The following is a 22492-nucleotide window of genomic DNA, read 5'->3' as shown; positions in this document are numbered from 1 at the left end:
GTCCACCGGCGGTTCGCCATGGTTGGGGCATGATCCGGGCCCAGAGGTCGAGGTGGTCGGTGACGATCTGCGGGTGTGGCAGGACGTTAGCCCGGTGCTCTCGTCGACTAGAACAAGAGAAGGCAACGCCCGCTACGGGCGCCCGTGGGGCGCCGTGCCCACCCCGCGCGTCCGAACCTTGACCGGCACCGACGATCAGGCTCCTGTCGAAGCACGCGACGAGCGATCCGCTCATGGCAGACCGTGCGGTGCGGATCATTGGTGAACACGTAGCCGACGAGCGTGCGTTCGGTCGCTGCTCAGGTTCTTGACCTCGGTCCTCTCTTGTGGCGTTGTCGGTCCTGTCGGGTGTCAGCGATCTGGGCGATGATCAGGTCGACCCGCTCCTCCTGCCCGTCAGGGGGGATGCGGCCGCTGCCCGACAGGACGGCGATGCCGTGTAAGGCGCTCCAGATGACTTCGGCGAACAGTTCGCGCCGTTCGTTGTCCGGGTGGAGACAGTTCACGAACTCGTCGAACGAAGCCCGCAGCGGGGCCGGTGTCTCGGCGCTCGCGAACTTCAGGTCGGTGGGCAGGATGAACATGGCCTGGTACAGGGCGGGTCGCTCGGTCGCGAACGCCAGGTAGGCGTGGCTGACGGCGCGCAAGGCGGCCTGTCCGGGCTCAGCGGCTGCCTGCCGTGCGTGGCTTAGGTGGGCGGCGAGTTGGTTGAATCCGTCCAGGGCGACGGCGCTGACGATGGCGTCTTTGCCATTGAAGTGGCTGTACAGCACCGGCTGGCTGTACTCGACGCGTTCGGCCAGCCGTCGTGTCGTGACCGCTTCCCAGCCTTCGGCCTCCGCGAGTTCGCGGGCGGCTGTGATGATCAGCTGGTGGCGGTGAGCACGTTCACGCTCGCGACGCTCGCTGATGGTGGACATGACTAAATCCTAGCAACGCTAGACATCCTGCCGAAGGCAGTTTAGCGTTGCTACCACATCTAGCGTCGCTAGGGTTTTCGCTGCTGTCGCCAAGGAGGAGACCGCCGTGCTTACCACCGTCGCCAATGTCCTCGCCGGGCTGATCGGCGCAGGCATCATCGTCATCGGCCTGAACGCCTTCCGGGCGCCGCACGCCGCAGCCGGCTTCGGCATCCCCGGCACGCCGACCGAGGACCCCGCCTTCCATGCCTGGCTGAGGGTTAAGGCCGTGCGCGACATCGCCTCGGGCATCTTGATCTTCATCGTGCTGGCCGGCGCCACGCCCCACCTGCTGGGCTGGTACATGCTGGCCGCCTCCGGCATGCCCGCCGGCGACGCAATGATCGTGTTGCGCAGTAACGGCCCCAAGGCAGTTGCGTACGGCGTGCATGCTGCCACTGCCGTGGTGATGGTGGTGATCAGCGTGCTCCTCCTCGTCGCGTGACCACGCGTCACGCCGCTTCGGCCGAAGATTGCGTTCACTGAAGGGAAACAGCCTCTCCATGCTCAGCTTCGAGATCAATCCGATCGGTACGGTGCGCAATGACCGGACAGATGTCCAGCACACGGACAACTGGGGTGCTGTCCACAGCACGATCACCATCGACGAGCGCTTCGGCGAGGCGTGTCTGCAAGGGTTGGAGGGCTTCACCCACGTCGACGTGCTTTTTATTTCGATCAGATCCCGGAACGCGACGACTACCGCGAGCCTCGCCCGAACCGCGGCCGTGCTGACCTCCCGTCCGTCGGAATCTTCGCCGGTCGCGGTCCCCGCCGACCGAACCGCATTGGGGTGACGTGCTGCGCGATCGAATCCGTGCGCGGCCGCGAACTGACGGTGGTCGGCCTTGACGCGGTCTCGGGTACCCCCGTAATCGACCTGAAGCCAACGATGAACGAGTTCCTGCCGGTAAACGTCCGGCAGCCGGAATGGGTCAGCCAGCTGATGTCGGAGTACTTCCAGCCGTAAGCGAGAGCTTGCCGGTGGAGTTGATACTCCGTCAACCCCACCGAACGCAGCGGCCTCTCGGAAGAGAAAAGAAGAGGGTGCTTCAGAGTCGTCGGTGATGCCGGTCGACCCGTCAGCCTCGAGGAGGGCTTCTTGTGAGCGGCATCGGCCCCGCGCGGGGCGGCGTGCCCATCCCGCGCCTGCACAGGTTGAGGACATATGCGTACCACCACGGTCGGCGAGGTGCGGGTCCTGCTGCCGGGCCTCGATCCGGATGACCTTGATGCTATGACGGACCTGGCCGGCGATCTGACCGAAACCTTGGTCGAGGGTGCGGCGTGGCGCGGTGCGCAGCTTGCGGATGTCAGCATCCGCAGCAGCCTGATCACCGGTGTGGACCTGGGCGAGTGCACCTGGGAGGCGGGGAGCCGTCTCGGCTGCGAGGTCACCCGTACCGACTTCTCCGGAGCCACCCAACCGGCATCACCATCGAACGGTGCGCGATCACCGGCTCCCGGTTCACCGGCACCAGGTTCACCGACGTACGCCTCAAGGATGTCCTGTTCGACGGCTGCCGCCTCGACTACGCCACCCTCCAACGCGTCGTCGCCGCCCGCTCGGTCGCGTTCACCGACTGCACTCTCAGCAACGGCGAGTGGTCTTCCTGTCGGCTGCCGCGTATCGCGCTGCGCTCTTGTGACCTCGCCGGTCTGGAGTTGGACTCCTGCCACCTCGACGGTGCCGATCTTCGCGGAAGCCGCCTCCAGGGCTCAGGACGCCGTTGGACAATCTGCGCGGGGTCACCCTTGGCGAGGATCAACTTCCTGACTTTACGCAGCTGACTGTCGCCGCTCTCTACCTGACCATCCGAATCGACTGAAGCCGAGGAGGCATCGTGCCCGCTGAAATCACGGGTAGGCCGGACACGATCCTTGTTTGCGTGCGGGGTAACTCCGGCTCGGGTAAGAGCAGCATCGCCGGTGAGCTGCGACGCCGGCACGGCCGGGGTTGCGCCCTGGTCGAGCAGGACTACCTGCGCCGCATCCTGCTACGCGAGCGGGACAAGCCCGGGGGAGTGGCACCGGCCTTGATCGCGCAGACCGTTCGGTTCGCTCTTGACCACGGCTATCACGTGGTGCTGGAGGGCACCCTGCACACCAGCCGATACCGCAGCATGCTGACGGCCCTGCGGGACGACCACCGCGCGCGATCGCTGTTCTGCTACCTCGACGTGTCCCTGCCCGAGACTCTGCTCCGACACCTCACGCGCCCGCAGGTCAGCGAGTTCACCGCCGAGCAGATGAGCGGCTGGTACGTCGCCCATGACGTCCTGGGCTGGCCCGGCGAACTCGTCCTGCCCGAAACCACGGGACTGAACGATGCCGTCGAGGCCATCGCGGCTGCCGCCGGTCTTCCCCAGACCGGACGCGACGACGACCTGCTTCCACACGCTCCATTCCCATAGCCCCGCCGGCCAAGGGTTTCGCCGTTCAGCGAGGCTTGCCGCCGGACCCATCCGCATATGCACCTGTCGTCCTCACTTTCGCAGGAGCCCGACGATGACCGCCATCCCGACCTTTGGTTTCTCCGCTTTCGCGCTGGAACCCTTTCCCGAGCTCGAGCCGGGTGCGGACCTGGCGGGCGCTATCACCAGCGTCTTGGCCTCTACTGGCACCGAGTTGCAGGACGGGGATGTGGTGGTGGTGGCTTCCAAGGCCGTGAGTGTCGCGGAGAAGCGGTACGTCGACCTGGCCAGTGTCGTGGTTGGCCCGGAGGCGCTGGAGTTGTCCGCTCGCACGGGCAAGCCTGCCGAGGTCGTGCAGCTGATCTTGGATTCCAGTGACAGCTATTTCCTGGTCACCGACAGGGGCCCGATCATCGCGCGGCATACGCTCGGCTTCCAGCTGACCTCCGCCGGGATTGACCGGGCTGGCCCGCAGGGTGCGTGGCTGTTGCCGGTGGATCCGGACGCCTCCGCCCGCGCCCTGCGGGATGCGTTGATCGCTCACGCGGGCGCGGAGGTGGCGGTGGTGGTCGCGGACTCCGACGGTCGTGCCGACCGGCGTGGGGCGACCGTCATTTCGATCGGCGCGGCGGGTGTGGGGCCGCTGCGTGTGACGGAGTACGGCGGTAAGCGGCAGGAGGAGACCTTCACCGACCTGATCGCCGCGGCGGCCGGGATCATCCTCGGGCAGCGGGGTCGTGGGGCCCCGGTCGCCGTCCTGCGCGGCGTCGCCTATGAGAGCAGTGATGCGGGCGTGGTGTCGATGCTTCAACGCCGGCCGTGACACTGCTGCTCACCGGAGCCGCCGGGACCATCGGCCACCCCGGCCCCTGACCTCCCGCTCTGGCTGCGCGGCTCGGGGGTCTGTGGCTGGCCAGCTTCCGGGAGACGCGAATATTCCCGGCGGCGGATGCTGCGGTGCTGGGAGGATCGCCGTTCGGGACGAATGGGAGGACGTTCGTGGAGGTACGGCGGATCGGGCCGGAGCTGGTCGAGGCGGCGGCCGGGGTACTGGCCGAGGCGTTTGACGGCTACTCCTGGACTGCGTGGACCGTCGGCGCGGATCGGCATCGGGAACGGCTGGCACACCTCTTCGCGATGACCCTGACCAGGGTTGGTCTGCCGTACGGGGATGTCTGGGCGGCGCTGGACACCCACGGCCACCCGCAGGCGGTGGCGGTGTGGCTGCGGTCGGACCGGTCGGTGCCCGACGAGGTCTGGGCCGAGGTGGCTGCCGGGAACGCGGAGCATGCCGGGGACCGTCATGCGGCGATGCTCGCCGCGGAGGCGGCCTGTGCCCCGCTGCGGGCCGCGGAACCGGCGTTCCTGCTGGCCACGGTGGGGGTGCGGCCCGCGGGCCAGGGCGGGGGAGTCGGCTCGCGGCTGCTGCGTCCCGGCCTGGTCGAGGCGGACCGGGCCGGCCTGCCCGCGACGCTGGAGACGAGCGCTTCGGCGAATCTGCGGTTCTACCGACGGTGTGGGTTCGAGGTGACCGGGGAGGTGACCGTGCCGGGCGGGGGACCGCGGGTGTGGGCGATGCGTCGCCCTCCGGCCCGCGTGTAAGCCGGACCGGACCGGGTAGGTCGCGCGGGTGGAGCTGGTCGAGGAGTCGCCGTACCGTTTCCGGATCGATCGGCGGGACCCGATGCGGGTTCCCGGAGTGGTCTTCGCGGCCGAGGCGCTGCTGCCGGGGATCGGGGCGGACGGGTCGTTGGAGCAGGTCGCGGCCGTTGCCACCCTGCCCGGCATCGTCGACGCCTCATTCGCCATGCCGGACGTGCACCTGGGCTACGGCTTTCCGATCGGCGGGGTGGCCGCCACCGATGTGGCGGCGGGCGGGGTGGTGTCCCCGGGCGGGGTGGGGTTCGACATCTCCTGCGGTGTGCGGCTGCTCGCGGCCGACCTCGATCTGGCGGGGCTTCGTCCCCGGCTCGACGCGGTCATGGATGGGCTGGCTGAGGGGACGCCGCGGGGGGCGGGGCGCGGCGCGGCGTGGCACTTGGCGGGCCGCGCGGACGTGGACGGGGTGCTGCGCGACGGGTCGCGGTACGCGGTGCAGCGTGGCTTCGGCGTCGAGCGGGACCTGGAACGCTGCGAGGACCAGGGTGCGCTGGGTGACGCCGACCCGGAGGCGGTCGGTGCACGGGCAATCGAGCGCGGCGCGAAGCAGGTGGGCAGTCTCGGTTCGGGCAACCACTTCCTCGAGGTGCAGGCCGTTACGGAGGTGTACGACCAGCGCGTCGCGGAGGTGTTCGGGCTCTGGCCCGGCCAGGTCTGCGTGATGATCCATTGTGGCTCGCGCGGGCTGGGGCACCAGATCTGCGCCGACTACGTGCGTCGGATGGAGAAGGCGATGCCCCGCTACGGCATCGAGGTGCCGGACCGGCAGCTCGCCTGCGCCCCGGTCTCGTCTCCGGAGGGGCACGCCTATCTCGGCGCGATGGCCGCCGCCGCCAACTACGCCCGGGCGAATCGGCAGCTGCTCACCCACGTGAGCCGGCTGGTCTTTCGTCGGGTCACCGGCGCAAACCTCGACCTGGTCTACGACGTCTCACACAACCAGGCGAAGATCGAGAATCACGGGGTGGATGGCGAGCGGCGTTCGCTCTGCGTGCACCGCAAGGGTGCCACCCGAGCGCTGCCTCCTGGGCATCCGGACCTGCCGGCGGAGCTGGCTGAGGTCGGGCAGCCGGTACTCATCCCCGGGTCGATGGGCACCGCGTCCTACGTGCTGACCGGGGTCTCCGGTGCCCCGGCCTTCGCCTCTAGCTGTCACGGGGCCGGGCGGGTGCGCAGCCGGAAGCAGGCGGTGCGGGACGAGCGCGGCCAGGATCCGCGCGAGCAGCTCGTCGCGCGGGACATCGCCGTACGCGGTGCTTCCCGGCGTGGTCTGGCCGAGGAGATGCCGGCGGCGTACAAGGACATCGACGCCGTGGTCGAGGCGACCGAGGGCGCCGGGCTGTGCCGCAAGGTCGCCCGGTTGGCGCCGATCGGCGTCGTCAAGGGCTGATCCCTCCGGGCTGGTCGCGCGGAGCTGACGGTGCAGCGCAGCAGCGGCCCGTCGGTGGGCGCGACGTGCGTGCCTCGACGGGTGCCGGCTCACACGTCCACGGTGAGCGCGCAGCACCAGCGGGGGCCGTCGGGGCCGAAGCGCAGCTCGTGCAGGGAGATGGCCTTCGGTACGGCGCCGATCAGCTCCACCGCGTCGGCGTCGATGGTCTGCCAGCGTACGTGGAGCCCGTCCGCGCCGCCGTCGCGAACCTCGGTACGCAGCGGCAGCTCGCCCCTGGTCTCCATCCGGAAGATCACCTCCTCGAGGATGTTCACCAGCAGGTCTGCGTCCTCGTCGGCGGGGGCGTGGTACGCCCGTTCGGCGGTGGGCTGCGCCGGGCCCGGGTCGACGAAGGTGTCGACCAGGGCGGTGACCGCCTCGGCCAAGCACTCCGCCCGCGTCGGCGCCCACGCCTCGATCCGTACGTCAGCGGTGTGCGGCAGGCAGTGGTGGCCGCGTTCGGGTCGTGGTTCCACGCCCCCGATCATCCGCTACGATCGCCTGCTCTGGGCCCGGTTCGCCGCAGTGGGCCGCCGGGCCCTGTTGAACGCGTTGACGGTCCTCGATAGGGTTCAGTGCACAGGCTCGTTTACGGGAGACACCATGGCGACGACCGACCATGTTGACGTGCTCATTGTTGGTGCTGGTCTCTCCGGCATCGGCGCGGCCTGCCACCTGGTCCGGCACTGTCCCGAGAAGACGTACGCCGTATTCGAGGCGCGGGGCGCGATCGGCGGCACCTGGGATCTGTTCCGCTATCCGGGCGTCCGGTCGGACTCGGATATGTTCACTCTCGGCTACTCGTTCCGGCCCTGGAGCGACTCCAGGGCCCTCGCCGACGGCCCGTCCATTCGGGACTACGTCCGGGACACCGCCCGTGAGTACGGCGTCACCGAGCACATCCGCTTCCAGCATCGGGTCGTCCGCGCCGACTGGGACAGCCGTACCGCCCGCTGGACGGTGTACGCCCGCCAGGAGGGCGGCGAGGAGGTCGTCGTCACCTGCTCGTTCCTGCACACCTGTGCTGGCTACTACCGCTACGACCGGGGTTACACCCCCCAATTGCCCGGGGCGGAACGGTTCGCCGGCCGAATCGTGCACCCGCAGCACTGGCCCGCCGACCTCGACCACACCGGCCAGCGGGTGGTGGTGATCGGCAGCGGCGCGACCGCGGTGACCCTGGTACCCGCGTTGGCCGAGCAGGCCGCCCACGTGACGATGCTGCAACGCTCACCCACCTACATCCTGGCGCTGCCGGCGCGGGACTCAGCCGCCGCCGCGCTGCGCCGGGTGCTGCCGAAGGGGGTGGTCTACCCGGTGGTCCGCTGGAAGAATATCCTGCTGCTCACGGCGAACTACCAGCTCAGCCGGCGGGCCCCCAACCTGGTCCGGCGGCTGCTGCGGCGGGCCGCGCGAGGCCGACTTCCGGCCGGCTACGACCTCGACCGGCACTTCTCGCCCCGCTACAACCCGTGGGACCAGCGCCTCTGCGTTGTTCCCGACGGCGACCTGTTCCAGGCGATCGCGGCGGGCCGGGCCTCGGTCGTCACCGACACCATCGACACCTTCACCGAGTCCGGGCTCCGGCTGGCCTCCGGCGAGGAGCTGGCGGCCGATGTGGTCGTCACCGCCACCGGCCTGGAGCTGCTTGCGCTCGGCGACGCCCGGCTTACCGTGGACGGTGCGCCGGTCGATCTGGCCAATACGGTCGCCTACAAGGGGATGATGCTCTCGGGCGTCCCGAACTTCGCGATGACCGTCGGCTACGTCAACGCCTCCTGGACGCTCCGGGCTGACCTGATCGCGAGGTACGTGTGTCGGCTCCTCACCCACCTCGACCGCTCCGGACAGCAGGTCGTCACCCCGTTGCCGCCGCCCGACGACGAGCGGCGCCCTCTCCTTGACCTGACCGCCGGCTACGTGCTGCGCGGCCTCGCCGCCCTGCCTCGGCAGGGGGCTCGCGCGCCCTGGCGGCTGCCCCAGAACTACCCGCGGGACCTGTTGCTGATGCGGTACGGCCGGCTCACCGACGCGGGAGTCCGGTTCTCTCAGGCGGGCAAGCCGGAGCGGAGTCCCGCGCGTGCGTAGGTTTGACTATCACCGCGCGACCGCTGTGGTCACCGGTGCCGCCAGCGGGATCGGCGCCGCCCTCGCCCATGGTCTGGCGGCGCGCGGCAGTGACCTGGTCCTGCTCGATCGCGACGCGGAACGCCTGGCCACCGTGGTGGGCGCGGTCCGCGCCGCGTACCCCGACCGGCGGGTGGACCCGGTCGTCGTGGACCTCGCCGACGCGGTGGCCACGGCGGGGGTGGCCGAGCAGATCCTCGTCCGCCATCCCCGAATCCGGCTGCTGGTCAACAACGCCGGTGTGGCACTGGGCGGTCGGTTCGACCAGGTGACCCTGGACGAGTTCCAGTGGGTGGTCGACATCAACTTCCGTGCGGTCGTGCAGCTCACGCACGCGTTGCTGCCCGCCCTGAAGGCGGAGCCCGGCGCGCACCTGGTAAACGTCTCCAGCCTGTTCGGGCTGATCGCCCCGCCCGGGCAGGCCGCCTACTCGGCGACCAAGTTCGCCGTCCGCGGCTTCACCGAGGCGCTGCGGCACGAATTGATCGCCGACGGCGTCGGCGTCACCGCCGTGCACCCCGGTGGAATCGCCACCCGGATCACCGAGAACGCGCGGTTCGGCAGCGGCGTCGACCGGGACGACCACGAGGCGGGCCGGCGCCAGTTCCGTCGCCTGCTCCGCATCCCACCCGCCCGCGCCGCCGAGGTGATCCTGCACGGCGTGGAACGCCGCCGGCCCCGGGTGCTGATCGGCTGGTCGGCGAAGCTGCCCGACCTGATCGCCCGGATCGCACCGGGCTGGTACGGGCGGCTGCTGCGGGTCGGGCTCAACCAGACCACCGGTGCGCCGACTCGTCGGCTGACCACGGGGGCCGCGCCGGCACCGCAGCCGGCCGACCAGCCGCCGGCGTCGCCGTCACTCCCGGCGGACGACCTGGTGTGACCGCCGACGTCTGGCCTGGTCAGTCGTTACTCCTGATAGGACTGATCGGGAAGTACAACGGGTTCCTCCGGGTGCCGGTCTGGTGATGAGGAAGCACTACCGGTTGGCGCTTACCTCGCTGGGCATGGGAATCGCTGAGTTCGGGGACGTCGCCTATGTCGTCAGCCTGGCCGCCTCCCTGTACCTGTCGGGATCCCGCTCCGCGATCCACCTCAGTTTCGCCATGGCCGCCTATGGAGTGGGAAGTCTGGCCGGTTCGTGGCTGGGTGGTGCCCTGGTCGACGTACTGCCCGCGCGTCGCTGGATCGTCACCGGGAACCTGCTCGCCGGCGGCCTCGTGCTCGTCAACACCGTCGCCACGACGCTCGTCGCGGTCGTCGCCTTCGCCGGGGCGGTCAGCTGTGCCTCGCGGGCGATGCTCGTCGGGCAGCAGACGGTCCTGCCCCTGGTGGAGCCGGACGATCTCGTACGGGCCAACTCGGTGGTCATGGTGAGCCGTCGCATCGGCCAGCTCGCCAGCCCGGCGCTCGCTGGCGGCCTGGTGGCCGCCGGGCGACTGGACTGGGTCTACGTGGTCAACGCCGGGACGTTCTGCATCGCCGGTCTGATGATGTTCGTTGCCCTGCCACCGGGCGGCCGGGTGTCCCGGTTGCCCCGCATGGAGCGTGGCAGCCGGATCCGTGACAGCTGGCACGCTCCCGCGGTGTGGTCCGCCTTCGCGGTCAACTCCGTCACTGGGGTCATCGTGGGGGTCAGTAGCGTCTCGATCGTTGTCTACACCGGGTCGGTGCTGGGGGGCGGCGCGGCGGAGTACGCGGCATTGGCGGCGTTTGCTGCGGTCGGAGCCGTGCTGGGCACCCTCACCGCCTCGCTGGTGGGTCGGCTGCTCCCGACGAAACCGGCAGTCGGGACCGCGGTCGCGGTCGCCGGGGCCGCACTGGCCGCACTTCCGTTCGTTACGTGGCTTCCGGCGGCGGCCGTGCTTCGTGTCGCCAGCGGGTGGTCGGTAAACGTCGTCTTCATCCTGCTGATGGCGAATCTGCACGAGGGGGCGCCCGCCGCGCTGCGTGGTCGATTGATCGCCGCGACGCGCAGCGGGCAGGACACCCTGATGATCGTGATGACCATGGCCTCCGGGTTCCTGATCGCGCAGGCCGGTGTGCGCTGGATCCTGCTCGCCGCGGGCCTGCTGGCCGGCCTCTGCGCGCTGTTGTTGGCGGTCAGCAGGGATCCGTTTGACTGGCGGCCGGCGGTTCGGCAGGACGACCTGCGCGCCGCCGCGCCGCTTCCACCGCAGCCGCAGCCGAGGGCGGGGGCGGGGGCGTTGGCGGAGCGCTGACCGCGATCCAGCCGGTTCGCGCCGTCTAGACCGGTGCAGCCTCCGAGTCCGCCGCAGAGGGCCGTAGCGCGGTCTGGCCCGGCCTTCCGTACCCAGAACGCCCGGTGCGAACGATCCGTCGTCCACAACATGCTTTTGCGTTCTCTATCCGGTTTGCTGCTGGAGGTCGCCATCTGCCTGTGACCTGCGCCGCAGCTACTCCCATCCGGGGCGATCCCGGAATGTCGGACATGGCGATCGGGTTGTGTCCCCGGTACCGCCGGAACCCAAACCCCGTGTGGCGGTTCCCCGAGGAGTGCTCACCCGGAGCGCTTCGCCTGACCGAAAGGGCACATCGTGAAGGATGACTTCACCCGATGGCTCCCGGCCATCGCGAAGACCCCGTACCAATGGCTCTCGACCGAGCCGAACCGCAAGCTCGTTCTGAGCGTGGCTGGCGTCGCGGCGATCGGAGGTCTCGCGCTCGCGCCGACCACCGCCGCGGCATCGGTGACCAATGGCCCAGACCCGGGCGCCGTAGCCGCCATTGAGCTGGCCACCGGCAAGCAGGCCGCAGACGGTGACCCGGACCCGGACCTCGAGCCGGACCCGACGGAGTCGACCACCGACCCGGACCTCGAGCCGGACCCGTCCGGGGCGACCACCGACCCCGACCTCGAGCCGGACCCGACCGAGTCGACTCCGGACCCGGACCGGAGCCCCGAGACGGCGGCGAGCGACACCGACAGCACCGACTCGCCCAGCCGGGAACAACTGATCCCCCACGGTGTGCAGGGCGCCCAGTCCTACATCCAGGTTGACGACGCCCAGCGCGCGAACGCCAAGGAGATCATCGAGGTCGCCAAGGCGACCGGAGTCGGCGAGCGGGGTGCGGTCATCGGCGTGGCGACCGCGCTGCAGGAGTCGAAGCTGTACAACCTCGGCCACCTGGGCAGCTACAACGACCACGACTCGCAGGGCCTGTTCCAGCAGCGCCCGTCGACCGGGTGGGGCACGCCGCAGCAGATCACCGACCCGCAGTACGCCGCGACGGCGTTCTTCGAGGCGCTCAAGAACGTCAACGGCTGGCAGGAGCTGCCGCTGACGACCGCGGCGCAGACGGTACAGGTGTCCGCGTACCCGTTCCACTACGCGCAGTGGGAAGAGCAGGCAGCGGAGCTCGTCGCCGAGCTCTGGTGACCAGCGGCCGGCCGTTGCCCAGCTGGGCAACGGCCGGCTCTCCGGTCAGCTCAGCGGCGCGCTCTCCCGGTGCAGCCGCGACGAACCGGCGGTAACCGACCAGCCCGTCACAAAGCGGCTACCGCTGCTGCTCTGGGTCCGGTCAACCAGGTGGAACCAGTCCATCCGGCACTGCTGCGGTGTCACCTCCAGCACCCCGTAGCCGTGCCCGTCCAGCTCGGTCCAGCGTACGTGCGGGTTGGTCGAGCGGATCAGGCCCGACGCCAGATCGCTGAGCACGTTGCCCTCCCGCATCCCCAGGAAGTCGTTGATGTTGTCACTGGTCACCGACGGCACCACGAACTCGGCGGCAGCCGGGTCGGTCAGCCCGGTCGACTGCGTGGTCAGTTCGTTCGCCCACGAGGTGTGGATGTCACCGGTCAGGAAGACCACGTCCCGGGTGTCGGTCGCCAACAGGTGGTCGATCAGCTCGTTGCGGTCGGCGTTGTAGCCGTCCCACTGGTCGGGGTTGAGCACCGCGCCGTTCTGCGGGATGCCGAGCAACGTGCCCAGCGGCCCGAGCAGCCAGGAGGGAAGGGCGCCCACGTCCAGGCGGGAGATCATGACCGGGTTGCCGACCAGCTTCCACTGGGCGTCCGAGGTGGCCAGGCCGGCCTTCAGCCAGGCCATCTGCGCCTCGCCGGTGATCGTCCGCTCCGGGTCGTCGATTGCCAGACCCGACGCCGGCTCGGACCGGTACGTCCGCAGGTCCAGCATGGACAGGTCGGCGAGCCGGCCGAAGCGCAACCGCCGATAGATCGCACCGTCCGTCCCGGTGCGCACCGGCATCCACTCCGCGTACGCCTGGCGCGCTGCCGCCACCCGATCGGTGAAGCTGCCCTCGTCGCCGGGGGTGTGGTTCTCCGCGCCGCCCGACCACTGGTCGTTGGCGACCTCGTGGTCGTCCCAGGTGATCGCCCACGGCACCGACGCGTGCAGGGCCTGAAGGTCGGGGTCGCTCTTGTAGAGCGCGTGCCGGATGCGGTAGTCCTGCAGCGTCAGCGTTTCGTGCGCCGGTTGGACGGACCGCACCACGGTGTCCCCGGCGGCGAACTCCCCGGTGCCGTACTCGTACAGGTAGTCGCCGAGGTGCACCACGAGGTTCAGGTCACCCCGCTCGGCGAGGTGCCGGTAGGCGGCGAAGTAGCCCGCCTCCCAGTTCGAACACGACACCACACCCAGCCGGATCCGGTCGATGTTGGCGTCCGTCTCCGGCGCGGTCATCGTTCGGGCTGTGGGCGACCAGGCGCCGGCGTAGCCGAAGCGGAACCAGTACGTGGTGGCCGGCGCGAGCCCGCTGACGGGAACTTTGACCGTGTGGTCCCGAGCCGGGCCGGTAGCGACGGTGCCCTGCGCCGCCACAGTGGCGAAGTCCGGGTCGGCGGCCACCTGCCAGGTCACCGTCACCTCCGGGCCGACGCCCGAGCCTGGCTGGGAGTCCTCGGTGGGGGTGAGGCGGGTCCAGAGCAGGATTCCGTCGGGCAACGGGTCACCGGAGGCGACGCCGTGCCGGAAGGCGCTACCGGTGGCCCCGGCCGGGCCGGCGAGGGCGGCGCTGGCGAGAACGGCGGTGCCGGCCGAGGCGCCGGCGATGCGCAGGAGGGTCCGACGGTCGAGGGAGTTCGTCATGGGCACTGTTTCTACCGGCAGGTAGGGTCCGGCCGCTGCCCCCGTATCGGCGTGTTCGCCGTTCTTTCAGTTAAGCGTCGTCGAGTCTTCCGCTCAGCGGCGGTCGCGGATGATGTCGGTCAGCGCCAGGCAGAGCGCGAGCATGCTGATTCCGCTGATCAGGAGCATCGCGTGGTGGAAGGCGACCGACCAGTCCCCGGTGGCCCCCTGCGCCGCGAAGATGACACTGCCGACCGTGGCGATACCGGCGGCAGAGCCGATGCGCTGGCCGGTCTGCAGCATTCCCGCGCCGCTGCCGGCCCGCGATACCGGCACCTGGGCGAGGGTGAGGGCCTGATTCGGGGTGACCACTAGGCCGCTGCCGAGCCCCGCCACCAGCAACGGTGTGGCGGTCCACCAGGACACGGTGGCGCCCGGGGGGACCCGGTTGACGACGAGGACCACGACGACGAGGCTGACGGCGACGGTGGCCAGACCGAGGGCTACCAGTGGTCGACCGACCCGGCTGACGATCCGGCCGCCCACCACGGAGGCGATGGCGAAGCCAACCGTGAACGGGGTGCTGGCCAGCCCGGCGGCGAGTGCGCTGTGCCCGAGACCGTTCTGCAGGTACACCGTGAGAACGAAGAAGATGGCGGTGAACCCGCCGAAGTACAGCAGGGCGATCAGGACACCGAACCGGTACGAGCGGATGCTGAGTAGGCGCGGGTCGAACAGGGGCTCGCGGCGGCGGGCGTACCACCGCTCCCAACCGGCGAAGGCGGCCAGTGTCAGCAGACCGGCCGGGAGCGTCAGCCACCTTGCCGGACCCTGCCAGTGCTGTTGGACTAGGGGCAGCAGGACAAGCAGGACACCACCGCCGAGCAGGAGCAGCCCGACCAGATCAAACCGGTGCCGGTCGGGGGTTCCCTGGGCGCGGTGCGGGAGAAGGCGCCAGCCGAGGACGGCGGCGAAAACACCGAGCGGCGCGTTGACGAAGAAGACCCACCGCCACCCGTGCTCGGTGCCGCCGATCTGGATGAGGAGGCCGCCGAGCAGCGGCCCGACGGCGGTGGAGATGCTTATCGCCGCCCCGAGCAGCCCGAACGGGCGGCCCCGCTCAGAATTCGGAAAGAGTTCCTGGATCAACCCGGTCACCTGTGGGTTGATCAGTCCGGCGGCGGCACCCTGGAGCAGGCGGGAAGCGATGAGCCAGGGGGCGGTAGGAGCCAGCCCGGCCGCCACGCTGGTGATGGTGAACAGCGCGACACCGACGACGAAGACGGTCCGCCGCCCATGCCCGTCGCCGAACCGGCCGCCGGGCACCAGCATCAACCCGAAGGTCAACGTGTAACCGGCGAGCACCCACTGCACGTCACTGGGGGCAACATCGAGTGCCCGGTCCATCGACGGGATGGCGACGTTGACGATGCTCACGTCAAGCACCGTCATGAAGACGGCGACCAGACCAACGCCGAGCGCCGCCCCTCGGCGTTGTGGCTGGGCCAGGTCACCACCGGGTGGTGCGGTCCGCGAACCGGGGGACGGGCGGCTACCCATCCGCCCGGCTACCCACCCACTTCTGGGTGTCGCGGCCTCACGTCAGCTGTTGGGCGCAGAACCGCGGGCCGAAGTCCAGACCGGCCATCGGTGAGTCCTCGCGGTGCAGCAGGTTCTTCTCGGTGAGTTGGTGTAGGGGAGCGATCAGTTGTTCCTCGGTCAACCCGGTCTCCTCGGCGATCAGGTCTGGGTACGGCACCTGGCCGCGGGCCTCCAGGACCGCGACCGCGTCGTACACCCGTTCCTCGAGCTCCGACAGTTGCACCTGCCGCATGTCGTCCTCCTTCGGATACCGCCGGACGGGCGGTCGGCCTGTCCGGTGGTTACCCGGCTGGCCACCGAAGATGCTCCCCCGATCGGGTATGTCGCCCTGCCCCGGCCGTCGGCTGGGGCAGGGCTGGGTGCCGAGGGTGCGCCGGGCGGTGACCGTGCCGGCACCCGCCCGCCTCGACCAGGAACGTTGACGTGGGCTCTAGGCTGGCAACGGTGACGGTCTGGGATCTTGCGGTGGTGGGTGCGGGCCCGGCAGGCCTGTCCGCCGCCCACGTCGCGGCACAGGCGGGTCTGACGACCCTCGTTCTGGAGCGGGCTGTACATCCGCGTTACAAGACCTGTGGTGGCGGCCTGATCGGCACCTCGCTGGCCGCACTGGCGGACCGGATCGAGGTGCCCGCGCAGGATCGGGCGGAGCGAGTGACCTTCACCCTGGACGGGCGGCGGGCGTTCACCCGGCAGAGCGCGGTCGGTCCGCTGGTGACGATGGTGTGCCGGGACGAGTTTGATGACCGGCTACGGGCCGCAGCGGTCGCCGCCGGGGCCAAGCTGCGTCAGCGGGTCGCGGTCCGGGCGGTGGAGTCGGAGCCGGACCGGGTCCGCCTGCGGCTGGCCGACGGGGCGACGGTGACCGCGCGGGCGGTGATCGGCGCCGATGGGTCGTCGGGGGTGACCGCACGGCACGTGGGGGTGCGACACCGGCAGGTCGACCTGGGGTTGGAGTTGGAGCTGCCGGTGACACCGGCCCAACGGGCCCGCTGGCGAGGTCGGGTGCTGCTGGACTGGGGCCCGCTACCCGGCTCGTACGCCTGGGTGTTTCCGAAGGACGACCTGCTGACGGTGGGGGTGATCGCGGCGCGGGGGACAGGGGAGCAGACCCGGGCGTACCTGCGCTCGTTCGTGGACCGGCTGGGCCTGGCCGGGGTCGAGCCGGCGCACGATTCCGGGCACCTGACCCGGTGTCGGCAGGAGGGCTCGCCGCTGCGCCGGGGGAGGGTTCTGGTGGTGGGGGACGCGGCGGGGCTGCTGGAGCCGTGGAGCCGGGAGGGGATCAGCTACGCCCTGCGTTCCGGCACGCTGGCGGGGGCGGCGGCCGCCGCTGACAACCTCGGCCAGTACGAGTCGGCAGTCGCGGGGGAGTTGGTCCCGTCGATGCGGGCGGGCCGACAGCTGCTGGAAACCTTCTCGCGTCGGCCGGGGCTGTTCCACGGGCTGTTGGCGACGCCGCCGGGCTGGCGGGCCTTTGTCGCCTTTTGCCAGGGCCGGGCTGGCTTCGATGACCTGCTCTCCCGGGTGCCGGTGCGGCTGGCGTTCGGAGTGCTGGCGGGGCTGCGCGGGCGGAGAACCCCCCGCCCGCGCTGACGCTGTTGGTCTCCGCGGCTCGCGGCCGGCATCAACTGCGGGACTCCCACATCCATCCAGGATCCTAGGATGCTCTAGCGGTGGTGTTGCCCCCATCACCGGGACCACCGGGGGAGCAGTCCAACCTGTTGTCCGCCACTGGTAGCAGCTGATTGACCGGTATGGCCCGGTGACCGTCGCCACCGGGCCGGTAGGAAGGGCCGGGGCGGGTACGCTGTTGACACGGGTGTCGGTGTGTCCAGTGTCCCCGGGCCTCACCAATAAGCCGTCGCGGAATACCGTTCGGCTGGAGCCGCCACGCGCCACGCGCCGAGAGGCGACCTGCACACCGGCTACCTCAGCACCGCCCTCCGAGGCTTAGGTCTCGGGGGGCGGTGCCCTTCTCCCGCCGAAGCCGAAGCAGTGCCGGCCACCGGCTCCGGGTCCCCGAGCTGGCCCCGCACGCGGGGCCAGCTCGGTAGCGTCTGAGCATGGACCCTTCAGCGATCTGGCGGGACCGGCAACACCGGTGGCGGATCGAGGCGTACCGGGCGCCCGACCTCCGGTTCGCGATTTTTGCCACCAGCGGGACGACCGAGTCGGCGCCGCTGTGGTTGTTCGGAATGTCGGCGTTGGCGCGTTGGCTGATGAGCCACAAGATTTCACTCGACGACCTGGAGGTCGACTGACCCTGTTCGGGGGAAAAAAGTAGTTTGCCACCCTTCGCGGCTAGCGGTGGCTAGGGTCACCGAGTGTGAGGGACCGAGGAGTACGCACCGCCGTGGCGGTGCTGACCGGGCTGGCAGTCATCTACTTCGGAACGACTGGCCGGGATCAACCGGACGGCGAGGGCGTCACCACCGGCCTGATCGTGCTTGCCGTGCTCGCGGCGCTGCTGGTGTGGCACCTCACCCGGCCCCGCGGCGACGCGACGAAGTGACCGGTCACCGGCGTGCCGCCCGGGTCACCGCGCCAGCGGATTCCTCGCCGAGCGCGACCCGCACCAGGGCGGCGGCGAAGCGGCCGAACTCCGCCTCCGCCACCAGGTCGGCGAGCCGCCGCGGGGTTTGCGGCAGGCCCAACCGCTCCGCGCCGCTGAGGGTGCGTCGGTCGGCGAAGGGACGCAGGTCCGGCCAGACCGCCTGGGCCTCGCGGAGGAAGATGTTCGCACCGGCGGGCCCGATGCCCGGAAACGCGGTGAGCAGCCGGCGTAGCTGCGCCGGCTGGCCCTGCGCGGTCTGGTGTAGTCGGCGCAGGTCACCCTGCCAGCGGTCCAGGCAGAGTCGTGCGCCCGTGCCGAGCAGCGTGGCGGTCCGCTCGTCGTAGCGCCGATAGTGCCCGCGACCCAGCGCGTCAACCCGGTCCTGCCAGGTCGCCGCCTCCATCGCCGACGGGGTGCGGTAGCCGGCGGCGAAGAGCTCCCGGGCGGCGGCCACCGCGACGCTGGCGCGAATCCGTGCGCTCAGCAGGGTGGCGAGCACCAACAGCTGATAGAGCGGGCCGGGCCGGTCGGCCAGCCGGATCCCGGCTTCCTCGGTGTAGGTCTGTCCGCGTCGTTCCAGCAGCACCCGCGCTGTCTCGTGACTGTCTCCCACCGGCGGGGGGTACCCGCCGGTGGCCCGGTTAGCCCGCGGCATGTCCGATGACGTCGGTGGGTATTCGGGGCGGAGCGGCCGCCACGGGCGCCGCCGTCCAGCGGGAAGGAGACAGCGGTGACGAACCCGCAGCAGCAGGAGGCCCGGCGTAGCGCCCGGGGCTCGAACGTGCAGAACACCAAGGGGCCCGGTCCGACGGGTCACCCACGTCACCGGGGATCGTCCCAGGGGGACCGGGGGCGTCCGGTGCCTCGGGGCCAGGTCTCCGGCCATGGACCCCCGGGCGAACCGGTTGCTGAGGACGACAGCTGATCCCCACCGCCCGCCCCGCGTTCGCAGGGCGGGCGGTGGGGTGGTTAGACCTTAAGCGGGTGGCATCCGGAGTCGGTTCCAGGTCGTCGCGGCGACTAGGCCGTACGCCAAGTGCGGGATGAGGTCGGACAGCCAGTCCCCACGGCTCCAGGTTCGTGGGTCGCTGACTCCGAAGACGGCGTACGAGCCGCCGGAGGCGGTCATCACTCCGCCGCCGAGCAGCCCACTGGCCAGAGCCGGCGGCATTGGTCGGCCCCGGGTCAGCAGGGCGAAGCCGACTCCGGCCGCGATCCCGATGCCGTAACCGAGTAGCGGGCCGAGTCCTGAGCGGCGGTTGGTCGCCTGGGGTTCGGGGCCGAGGTTGAGGTGGGTCACCTCGGCGACCCGGCCGGCGCTGCGCTCCGGGGTGTTACTCGCCGGCCGGGCTCGTAGCGTCATGTCCAGGTAGGTGACGATGTTGAGGGCGGTGGTGCCGGCCGCGCCGGCGATCGCTCCGTCGGCCAGGAATCCGGCTCTCATTGCGGGCCGCCGCCGTGCTGGCCGTACGCGTCGTTCCCTGGTTGTGGTGCGGGCATCCGGGTGCCTCCTCGGTCGGGCTCATCGGTGGTGTCTGCCGGGCGTCTACCCGTCTGAGTTGGTGACCAACCGCGTCGGGCGGTTCAGCCGGGAGCGCGGACCACGGCGACCGGGCAGTCGGCGTGGTGCAGTGCGGACTGGCTGACCGAGCCCAACAGCAGGCCGGTGAGCGCACCGCGTCCGTGCCCGCCGACGACCAGTAGTTGGGCCTGCTGGGAGGCCTCGTTGAGGATTGGCGCGGGCCGGCCACGGATGGTCTGGTGGTGGACGGTGAGATCCGGCCACCGCTCGGCCAGCCCGGCGACGGATTCGGCGAGGAGCTGGCGTTCCTCGTGGCGCAGGTTCTCTTCGTCGTAGACGAGAGGCTGCATGTCGCCAGGTTCCCTGGCGACCGGGTGTAGGTAGGTGTGTACGGCGACGAGGTCGCTGCCGCGCAGCGACGCCTGTTCGGCAGCGAATTCGACGGCGGGAGGGGATACCGCGGATCCGTCCACGCCGACGATCACCGGCCCTTCGGTGCGGTCCGTGCCGCGGGCGACCAGGACCGGGCAGTCGGCGTGGGTGGCGACCTGTACCGCGACCGAGCCGACGACGAGGGCCGCGAAGCCGCCCATACCCCGGTCACCCAACACGATCAGCACGGCGTTTGGTGCTTCGCCGACCAGCACGGCGGCAGCCTCGCCGTCGATGATCTCGCCGGAGACGCGGAGGCCGGGCGCGGTCGCTTCGGCTTCGGCGACCGCGTCGGCGACGAGCTGCTCCGCCTGGTTGCGGAGGCCCGATCCGGGCGGTCCGCCGGGTGGTGCTCCCACCGGGACGTGGAGGAGTGGCCAGATGAAGCCGTGGATGATCCGCAGCATCCGGTTGCGGCGGGCGGCCTCGCCGGCTGCGAGGCGTACGGCCCGTCGCGCCTGCTCGGAGCCGTCCACGCCGACTACCACCGCGGCGCCGTTCGACGAGTTCACCCCTTCACCCCCACGGTCAGTATCGCGGCCACGGGGTGGCGCGGAGCCGCAAACTGGCGGGTTAGCCCCCAGTTGGAGTTGCCGCTTGGGAGGTGGTGTCAGAGTTTAACCCTAGTATCCTAGGCTGCTCTAGGATACGTGCGCCACCCCACACCCGGACACCACACGTATCCGCGCTGAGTCAGCGCATCCATGCTGTGAACGGGCGGATATAGTGGCAGCGCAACTGACCCGACCACGATCATTTCGATCGGAGGGCGGGTCCAACGGGTCGGTCCCGCGCTGGAGTAACCGTGCCGATGCCTACCGACCCGGCAGCACAGCTGGCAGACGTGGGTCGGGCGCCGAGGCGCACAGTGGAGGAGGTTCGGTGTCGCAGCGGCCGGCTCGAGTTGGCACTCCGCAGGCCTCCGGCCACCTCACCGACCAGGTCTTCACGCTGCCGAACCTGATCAGCTTCGTCCGGCTCCTCGGTGTTCCGGTCTTCCTCTACCTACTCCTGGTAGCCCATGCCGATGTGGCCGCGATCGTGGTGCTGGCGGTCGGTGGCACCACCGACTGGGTGGACGGCTGGGTCGCCCGGCGGCTCGGGCAGGTGAGTCGACTGGGCGAGCTCCTCGATCCGTTCGTGGATCGCCTCTACATCCTGGCCACACTGGTCGCGTTCACCGTCCGTGAGGTGGTGCCGTGGCAGTTCACGGTGGCGCTGCTCGCCCGTGAACTGCTGCTGGTGGGTTCCCTCGGCGCGCTACGTCGCTACGGATACGGGCCACCGCCGGTGCACTATGTGGGCAAGACGGCGACGTTTCTGTTGTTGGCCGCGTTCCCGGTTCTGCTGCTGGCGAAGGCGGCACCGGGAGCAGCCGCCGGCGCGGTTGGCTGGAGCCTGGCCTGGTGGGGTCTGAGCCTGTACTGGGTCGCTGGCGCGATGTATGTGGTGCAGGCCAGGCGGCTGGTGCGGGCAGCGAGGGCACGATGACCGACTCGCAGCTTCGACCGGAGAACCGGGAGCCGACCGGGCGGGCGTACGCGCCGGATTTCCTCACCGAGCTGTTCCGCAATCCGCTCGATCCGGGGTACGCCGACGCGGCGGCCCGCCGGCGGCAGGGGGCCACGGTGCGGTGGCACCGGTCGGTCCGGGCCGTGAGCCTCGTCGTCGTCGTGGTGCTCGGCTTTCTGTTCGCGGTGGCGTACCGCCAGACGGTGGCGGCGGCGCCGGGGCGCCAGCAGGCCCGGGAGGGTCTGGTGGCGCAGATCGAGCAGCGGGAGGAGGAGACCGACCAGCTGTCGGAGTCGGCCGACGCGTTGCGGGCGGAGGTGGCCCAGCAGCGGGCCGCCGCGCTGGGGACGGAGGCGGCGCAGCTGCACGAGCTGGAGGCGGGCACCGGTTTGGGCCGGGTGAAGGGGGACGGTGTGGTGGTGCGGTTGGCCGATGCTCCGCCGGATCAGCAGATGGTGCCGGATCCGGTCTCCGGGCCGCCGCGGGTGATTTACCTCGATCTCCAGGGGGTCGCGAACGGGCTGTGGGCGGCGGGGGCGGAGGCGATCTCGATCAACGGGCAGCGGTTGACGGCAACGTCCACGATTCGGTCGGCGGGGCAGGCGATTCTGGTCGATTTGCGCCGGGTGATCGGACCGTACGAGGTATCGGCGATCGGCCCGGATGAGTTGCGGGAGCGGTTCGCACAGACCCGGATCGCGGCGACCATGAAGCAGGTAGCGGCGGATACCGGGGTGGCGTTCGAGGTGCGGGACGCCGATGGCCTGACCCTGCCTGCCGCGCCGGATCCCCGGCTACAGTACGCGCAGTCACCGGCCAGTCCGACGCCGTCGGCCCGGTCGGTCAGTCCCGGGGCGTCTGGTTCGCCGACGGCTCCCGACTTCGGAGGTGGTCGATGATTGCGGCGTTGGCGTTGCTCGCGGGCGTGCTGCTCGGGTTGTGGCTCGATCCAACGGTGCCGGGGGCGTTGCAGCCGTATCTACCGATCGCCGTAGTGGCGGCGTTGGACGCGGTGTTTGGTGGGGTGCGGGCGAAGCTGGACCGGATCTTCGACGACAAGCAGTTCGTAGTGTCGTTCATCTCCAACGTGTTGGTGGCTGGCCTGATCGTATATTTGGGGGATCAGTTGGGGGTGGGTAGCCAGCTCTCCACCGGTGTGGTGGTGGTGCTGGGGGTTCGAATCTTCGGGAATGTGGCGGCGATCCGCCGGCACCTGTTCCGGGCGTAGGTT

The 22492-nt window shown here is 70.4% G+C and carries 25 protein-coding genes and 1 pseudogene; 18 read left to right on the top strand and 8 right to left on the bottom strand.

Annotation, left to right across the window (positions count from 1 at the left end; translation table 11 throughout):
- Nucleotides 1-299: 299 nt before the first annotated feature.
- Nucleotides 300-920, bottom strand: a complete 621-nt coding sequence (locus SALPAC2_RS0105095; protein WP_018215566.1) for a TetR/AcrR family transcriptional regulator — start codon at nucleotides 918-920, stop codon at nucleotides 300-302.
- Nucleotides 921-1026: 106 nt separating this feature from the next.
- Here SALPAC2_RS0105095 and SALPAC2_RS0105090 point away from each other — a divergent pair, with 106 nt between their 5' ends.
- The 8 genes and pseudogenes from SALPAC2_RS0105090 (at nucleotide 1027) to SALPAC2_RS0105060 (ending at nucleotide 6422) form a co-directional block, all read left to right on the top strand.
- Nucleotides 1027-1404 carry a DUF4267 domain-containing protein gene (locus SALPAC2_RS0105090; protein ID WP_018215565.1) on the top strand — a complete coding sequence of 126 codons (378 nt, stop codon included), beginning with the start codon at nucleotides 1027-1029 and terminating at the stop codon, nucleotides 1402-1404.
- Between the two features lie 58 nt (nucleotides 1405-1462).
- Complete coding sequence (locus SALPAC2_RS27760) at nucleotides 1463-1756, top strand: hypothetical protein (RefSeq protein WP_223874074.1); 294 nt, start codon at nucleotides 1463-1465, stop codon at nucleotides 1754-1756.
- A complete protein-coding gene (locus tag SALPAC2_RS28445; RefSeq protein WP_397540869.1) occupies nucleotides 1753-1929 on the top strand; it encodes a TrmO family methyltransferase domain-containing protein in 177 nt (58 codons plus the stop codon). The genes SALPAC2_RS27760 and SALPAC2_RS28445 overlap by 4 nt, the downstream gene beginning before the upstream one ends.
- Before the next feature lie 198 nt (nucleotides 1930-2127).
- Nucleotides 2128-2788: pseudogene (locus tag SALPAC2_RS24390) on the top strand (pentapeptide repeat-containing protein).
- 15 nt (nucleotides 2789-2803) lie between these two features.
- Nucleotides 2804-3373: a kinase gene (locus tag SALPAC2_RS0105075; protein WP_026184443.1), complete on the top strand. Its 570-nt coding sequence runs from the start codon at nucleotides 2804-2806 to the stop codon at nucleotides 3371-3373.
- Nucleotides 3374-3467: 94 nt separating this feature from the next.
- A complete protein-coding gene (locus SALPAC2_RS0105070) occupies nucleotides 3468-4196 on the top strand; it encodes a coenzyme F420-0:L-glutamate ligase (RefSeq protein WP_018215563.1) in 729 nt (242 codons plus the stop codon).
- A gap of 176 nt (nucleotides 4197-4372) precedes the next feature.
- On the top strand, nucleotides 4373-4975 hold the full coding sequence (locus SALPAC2_RS0105065) for a GNAT family N-acetyltransferase (protein ID WP_018215562.1): 603 nt from the start codon (nucleotides 4373-4375) through the stop codon (nucleotides 4973-4975).
- 28 nt (nucleotides 4976-5003) lie between these two features.
- The gene (locus tag SALPAC2_RS0105060) at nucleotides 5004-6422 is read left to right on the top strand and encodes an RtcB family protein (RefSeq protein WP_018215561.1); all 1419 of its coding nucleotides are present in this window, start codon (nucleotides 5004-5006) and stop codon (nucleotides 6420-6422) included.
- 89 nt (nucleotides 6423-6511) lie between these two features.
- Here the strand turns inward: SALPAC2_RS0105060 and SALPAC2_RS0105055 are convergent, their stop codons facing one another.
- Entirely contained in the window at nucleotides 6512-6952 is a 441-nt protein-coding gene (locus SALPAC2_RS0105055) for an archease (RefSeq protein WP_018215560.1), read from the bottom strand.
- Nucleotides 6953-7067: 115 nt separating this feature from the next.
- Between SALPAC2_RS0105055 and SALPAC2_RS0105050 the strand changes: the two genes are divergently transcribed.
- The 4 genes from SALPAC2_RS0105050 to SALPAC2_RS0105035 all read left to right on the top strand — a co-directional run bounded on the left by SALPAC2_RS0105050 (nucleotide 7068) and on the right by SALPAC2_RS0105035 (nucleotide 11992).
- Entirely contained in the window at nucleotides 7068-8552 is a 1485-nt protein-coding gene (locus SALPAC2_RS0105050; protein WP_018215559.1) for a flavin-containing monooxygenase, read from the top strand.
- A complete protein-coding gene (locus SALPAC2_RS0105045; protein WP_018215558.1) occupies nucleotides 8545-9474 on the top strand; it encodes an SDR family NAD(P)-dependent oxidoreductase in 930 nt (309 codons plus the stop codon). Before SALPAC2_RS0105050 ends, SALPAC2_RS0105045 begins: the two co-directional genes overlap by 8 nt.
- 85 nt (nucleotides 9475-9559) lie before the next feature.
- Nucleotides 9560-10813 carry an MFS transporter gene (locus SALPAC2_RS25760; protein WP_080636872.1) on the top strand — a complete coding sequence of 418 codons (1254 nt, stop codon included), beginning with the start codon at nucleotides 9560-9562 and terminating at the stop codon, nucleotides 10811-10813.
- A 336-nt stretch (nucleotides 10814-11149) separates the two neighbouring features.
- Nucleotides 11150-11992, top strand: a complete 843-nt coding sequence (locus SALPAC2_RS0105035; RefSeq protein WP_018215556.1) for a hypothetical protein — start codon at nucleotides 11150-11152, stop codon at nucleotides 11990-11992.
- Nucleotides 11993-12037: 45 nt separating this feature from the next.
- On the opposite strand, the gene SALPAC2_RS0105030 is transcribed toward SALPAC2_RS0105035, so the two are convergent.
- The 3 genes from SALPAC2_RS0105030 to SALPAC2_RS0105020 form a co-directional block, all read right to left on the bottom strand.
- The gene (locus tag SALPAC2_RS0105030) at nucleotides 12038-13660 is read right to left on the bottom strand and encodes an alkaline phosphatase D family protein (RefSeq protein ID WP_018215555.1); all 1623 of its coding nucleotides are present in this window, start codon (nucleotides 13658-13660) and stop codon (nucleotides 12038-12040) included.
- Nucleotides 13661-13753: 93 nt separating this feature from the next.
- Nucleotides 13754-15199, bottom strand: coding sequence for an MFS transporter (locus SALPAC2_RS0105025; RefSeq protein ID WP_018215554.1), 1446 nt, complete (start codon nucleotides 15197-15199; stop codon nucleotides 13754-13756).
- Nucleotides 15200-15236: 37 nt separating this feature from the next.
- Nucleotides 15237-15473: a hypothetical protein gene (locus SALPAC2_RS0105020; protein ID WP_018215553.1), complete on the bottom strand. Its 237-nt coding sequence runs from the start codon at nucleotides 15471-15473 to the stop codon at nucleotides 15237-15239.
- A 212-nt stretch (nucleotides 15474-15685) separates the two neighbouring features.
- Here SALPAC2_RS0105020 and SALPAC2_RS0105015 point away from each other — a divergent pair, with 212 nt between their 5' ends.
- From SALPAC2_RS0105015 to SALPAC2_RS0105005, 3 genes are all read left to right on the top strand, one after another.
- On the top strand, nucleotides 15686-16834 hold the full coding sequence (locus tag SALPAC2_RS0105015; RefSeq protein WP_018215552.1) for a geranylgeranyl reductase family protein: 1149 nt from the start codon (nucleotides 15686-15688) through the stop codon (nucleotides 16832-16834).
- 470 nt (nucleotides 16835-17304) lie between these two features.
- A complete protein-coding gene (locus tag SALPAC2_RS0105010; RefSeq protein ID WP_018215551.1) occupies nucleotides 17305-17502 on the top strand; it encodes a hypothetical protein in 198 nt (65 codons plus the stop codon).
- 92 nt (nucleotides 17503-17594) lie between these two features.
- Complete coding sequence (locus SALPAC2_RS0105005) at nucleotides 17595-17753, top strand: hypothetical protein (RefSeq protein ID WP_018215550.1); 159 nt, start codon at nucleotides 17595-17597, stop codon at nucleotides 17751-17753.
- A 4-nt stretch (nucleotides 17754-17757) separates the two neighbouring features.
- On the opposite strand, the gene SALPAC2_RS0105000 is transcribed toward SALPAC2_RS0105005, so the two are convergent.
- The 3 genes from SALPAC2_RS0105000 to SALPAC2_RS0104990 form a co-directional block, all read right to left on the bottom strand.
- A complete protein-coding gene (locus SALPAC2_RS0105000) occupies nucleotides 17758-18450 on the bottom strand; it encodes a hypothetical protein (RefSeq protein WP_397540868.1) in 693 nt (230 codons plus the stop codon).
- 321 nt (nucleotides 18451-18771) lie between these two features.
- Nucleotides 18772-19239, bottom strand: a complete 468-nt coding sequence (locus SALPAC2_RS0104995) for a hypothetical protein (protein WP_018215548.1) — start codon at nucleotides 19237-19239, stop codon at nucleotides 18772-18774.
- A 140-nt stretch (nucleotides 19240-19379) separates the two neighbouring features.
- Nucleotides 19380-20261, bottom strand: coding sequence for a universal stress protein (locus tag SALPAC2_RS0104990; RefSeq protein WP_018215547.1), 882 nt, complete (start codon nucleotides 20259-20261; stop codon nucleotides 19380-19382).
- Nucleotides 20262-20631: 370 nt separating this feature from the next.
- Here SALPAC2_RS0104990 and SALPAC2_RS0104985 point away from each other — a divergent pair, with 370 nt between their 5' ends.
- Genes SALPAC2_RS0104985 through SALPAC2_RS0104975 form a run of 3 tightly spaced genes read left to right on the top strand, consistent with a single transcriptional unit; the run spans nucleotide 20632 to nucleotide 22489 of the window.
- Entirely contained in the window at nucleotides 20632-21240 is a 609-nt protein-coding gene (locus SALPAC2_RS0104985; protein WP_018215546.1) for a CDP-alcohol phosphatidyltransferase family protein, read from the top strand.
- Entirely contained in the window at nucleotides 21237-22160 is a 924-nt protein-coding gene (locus tag SALPAC2_RS0104980; RefSeq protein WP_018215545.1) for a DUF881 domain-containing protein, read from the top strand. The genes SALPAC2_RS0104985 and SALPAC2_RS0104980 overlap by 4 nt, the downstream gene beginning before the upstream one ends.
- Nucleotides 22157-22489: a small basic family protein gene (locus SALPAC2_RS0104975; protein WP_018215544.1), complete on the top strand. Its 333-nt coding sequence runs from the start codon at nucleotides 22157-22159 to the stop codon at nucleotides 22487-22489. Before SALPAC2_RS0104980 ends, SALPAC2_RS0104975 begins: the two co-directional genes overlap by 4 nt.
- Nucleotides 22490-22492: the final 3 nt, after the last annotated feature.

It is taken from the genome of Salinispora vitiensis, assembly GCF_000378825.1.
Classification (GTDB): Bacteria; Actinomycetota; Actinomycetes; order Mycobacteriales; family Micromonosporaceae; genus Micromonospora; species Micromonospora vitiensis.
This window is presented reverse-complemented; position numbering and strand designations above follow the sequence as displayed.

Excerpts from the sequence above, each read along its gene's own strand:
- SALPAC2_RS0105095 (WP_018215566.1), bottom strand. The coding sequence starts at position 920 with ATGTCCACCATCAGCGAGCGTCGCGAGCGTGAACGTGCTCACCGCCAC.
- SALPAC2_RS27760 (WP_223874074.1), top strand. The coding sequence starts at position 1,463 with ATGCTCAGCTTCGAGATCAATCCGATCGGTACGGTGCGCAATGACCGG.
- SALPAC2_RS0105070 (WP_018215563.1), top strand. The coding sequence starts at position 3,468 with ATGACCGCCATCCCGACCTTTGGTTTCTCCGCTTTCGCGCTGGAACCC.
- SALPAC2_RS0105055 (WP_018215560.1), bottom strand. The coding sequence starts at position 6,952 with ATGATCGGGGGCGTGGAACCACGACCCGAACGCGGCCACCACTGCCTG.
- SALPAC2_RS0105050 (WP_018215559.1), top strand. The coding sequence starts at position 7,068 with ATGGCGACGACCGACCATGTTGACGTGCTCATTGTTGGTGCTGGTCTC.
- SALPAC2_RS25760 (WP_080636872.1), top strand. The coding sequence starts at position 9,560 with ATGAGGAAGCACTACCGGTTGGCGCTTACCTCGCTGGGCATGGGAATC.
- SALPAC2_RS0105030 (WP_018215555.1), bottom strand. The coding sequence starts at position 13,660 with ATGACGAACTCCCTCGACCGTCGGACCCTCCTGCGCATCGCCGGCGCC.
- SALPAC2_RS0105025 (WP_018215554.1), bottom strand. The coding sequence starts at position 15,199 with ATGGGTAGCCGCCCGTCCCCCGGTTCGCGGACCGCACCACCCGGTGGT.
- SALPAC2_RS0105020 (WP_018215553.1), bottom strand. The coding sequence starts at position 15,473 with ATGCGGCAGGTGCAACTGTCGGAGCTCGAGGAACGGGTGTACGACGCG.
- SALPAC2_RS0105010 (WP_018215551.1), top strand. The coding sequence starts at position 17,305 with ATGGACCCTTCAGCGATCTGGCGGGACCGGCAACACCGGTGGCGGATC.
- SALPAC2_RS0105000 (WP_397540868.1), bottom strand. The coding sequence starts at position 18,450 with ATGCCGCGGGCTAACCGGGCCACCGGCGGGTACCCCCCGCCGGTGGGA.
- SALPAC2_RS0104995 (WP_018215548.1), bottom strand. The coding sequence starts at position 19,239 with ATGAGAGCCGGATTCCTGGCCGACGGAGCGATCGCCGGCGCGGCCGGC.
- SALPAC2_RS0104980 (WP_018215545.1), top strand. The coding sequence starts at position 21,237 with ATGACCGACTCGCAGCTTCGACCGGAGAACCGGGAGCCGACCGGGCGG.
- SALPAC2_RS0104975 (WP_018215544.1), top strand. The coding sequence starts at position 22,157 with ATGATTGCGGCGTTGGCGTTGCTCGCGGGCGTGCTGCTCGGGTTGTGG.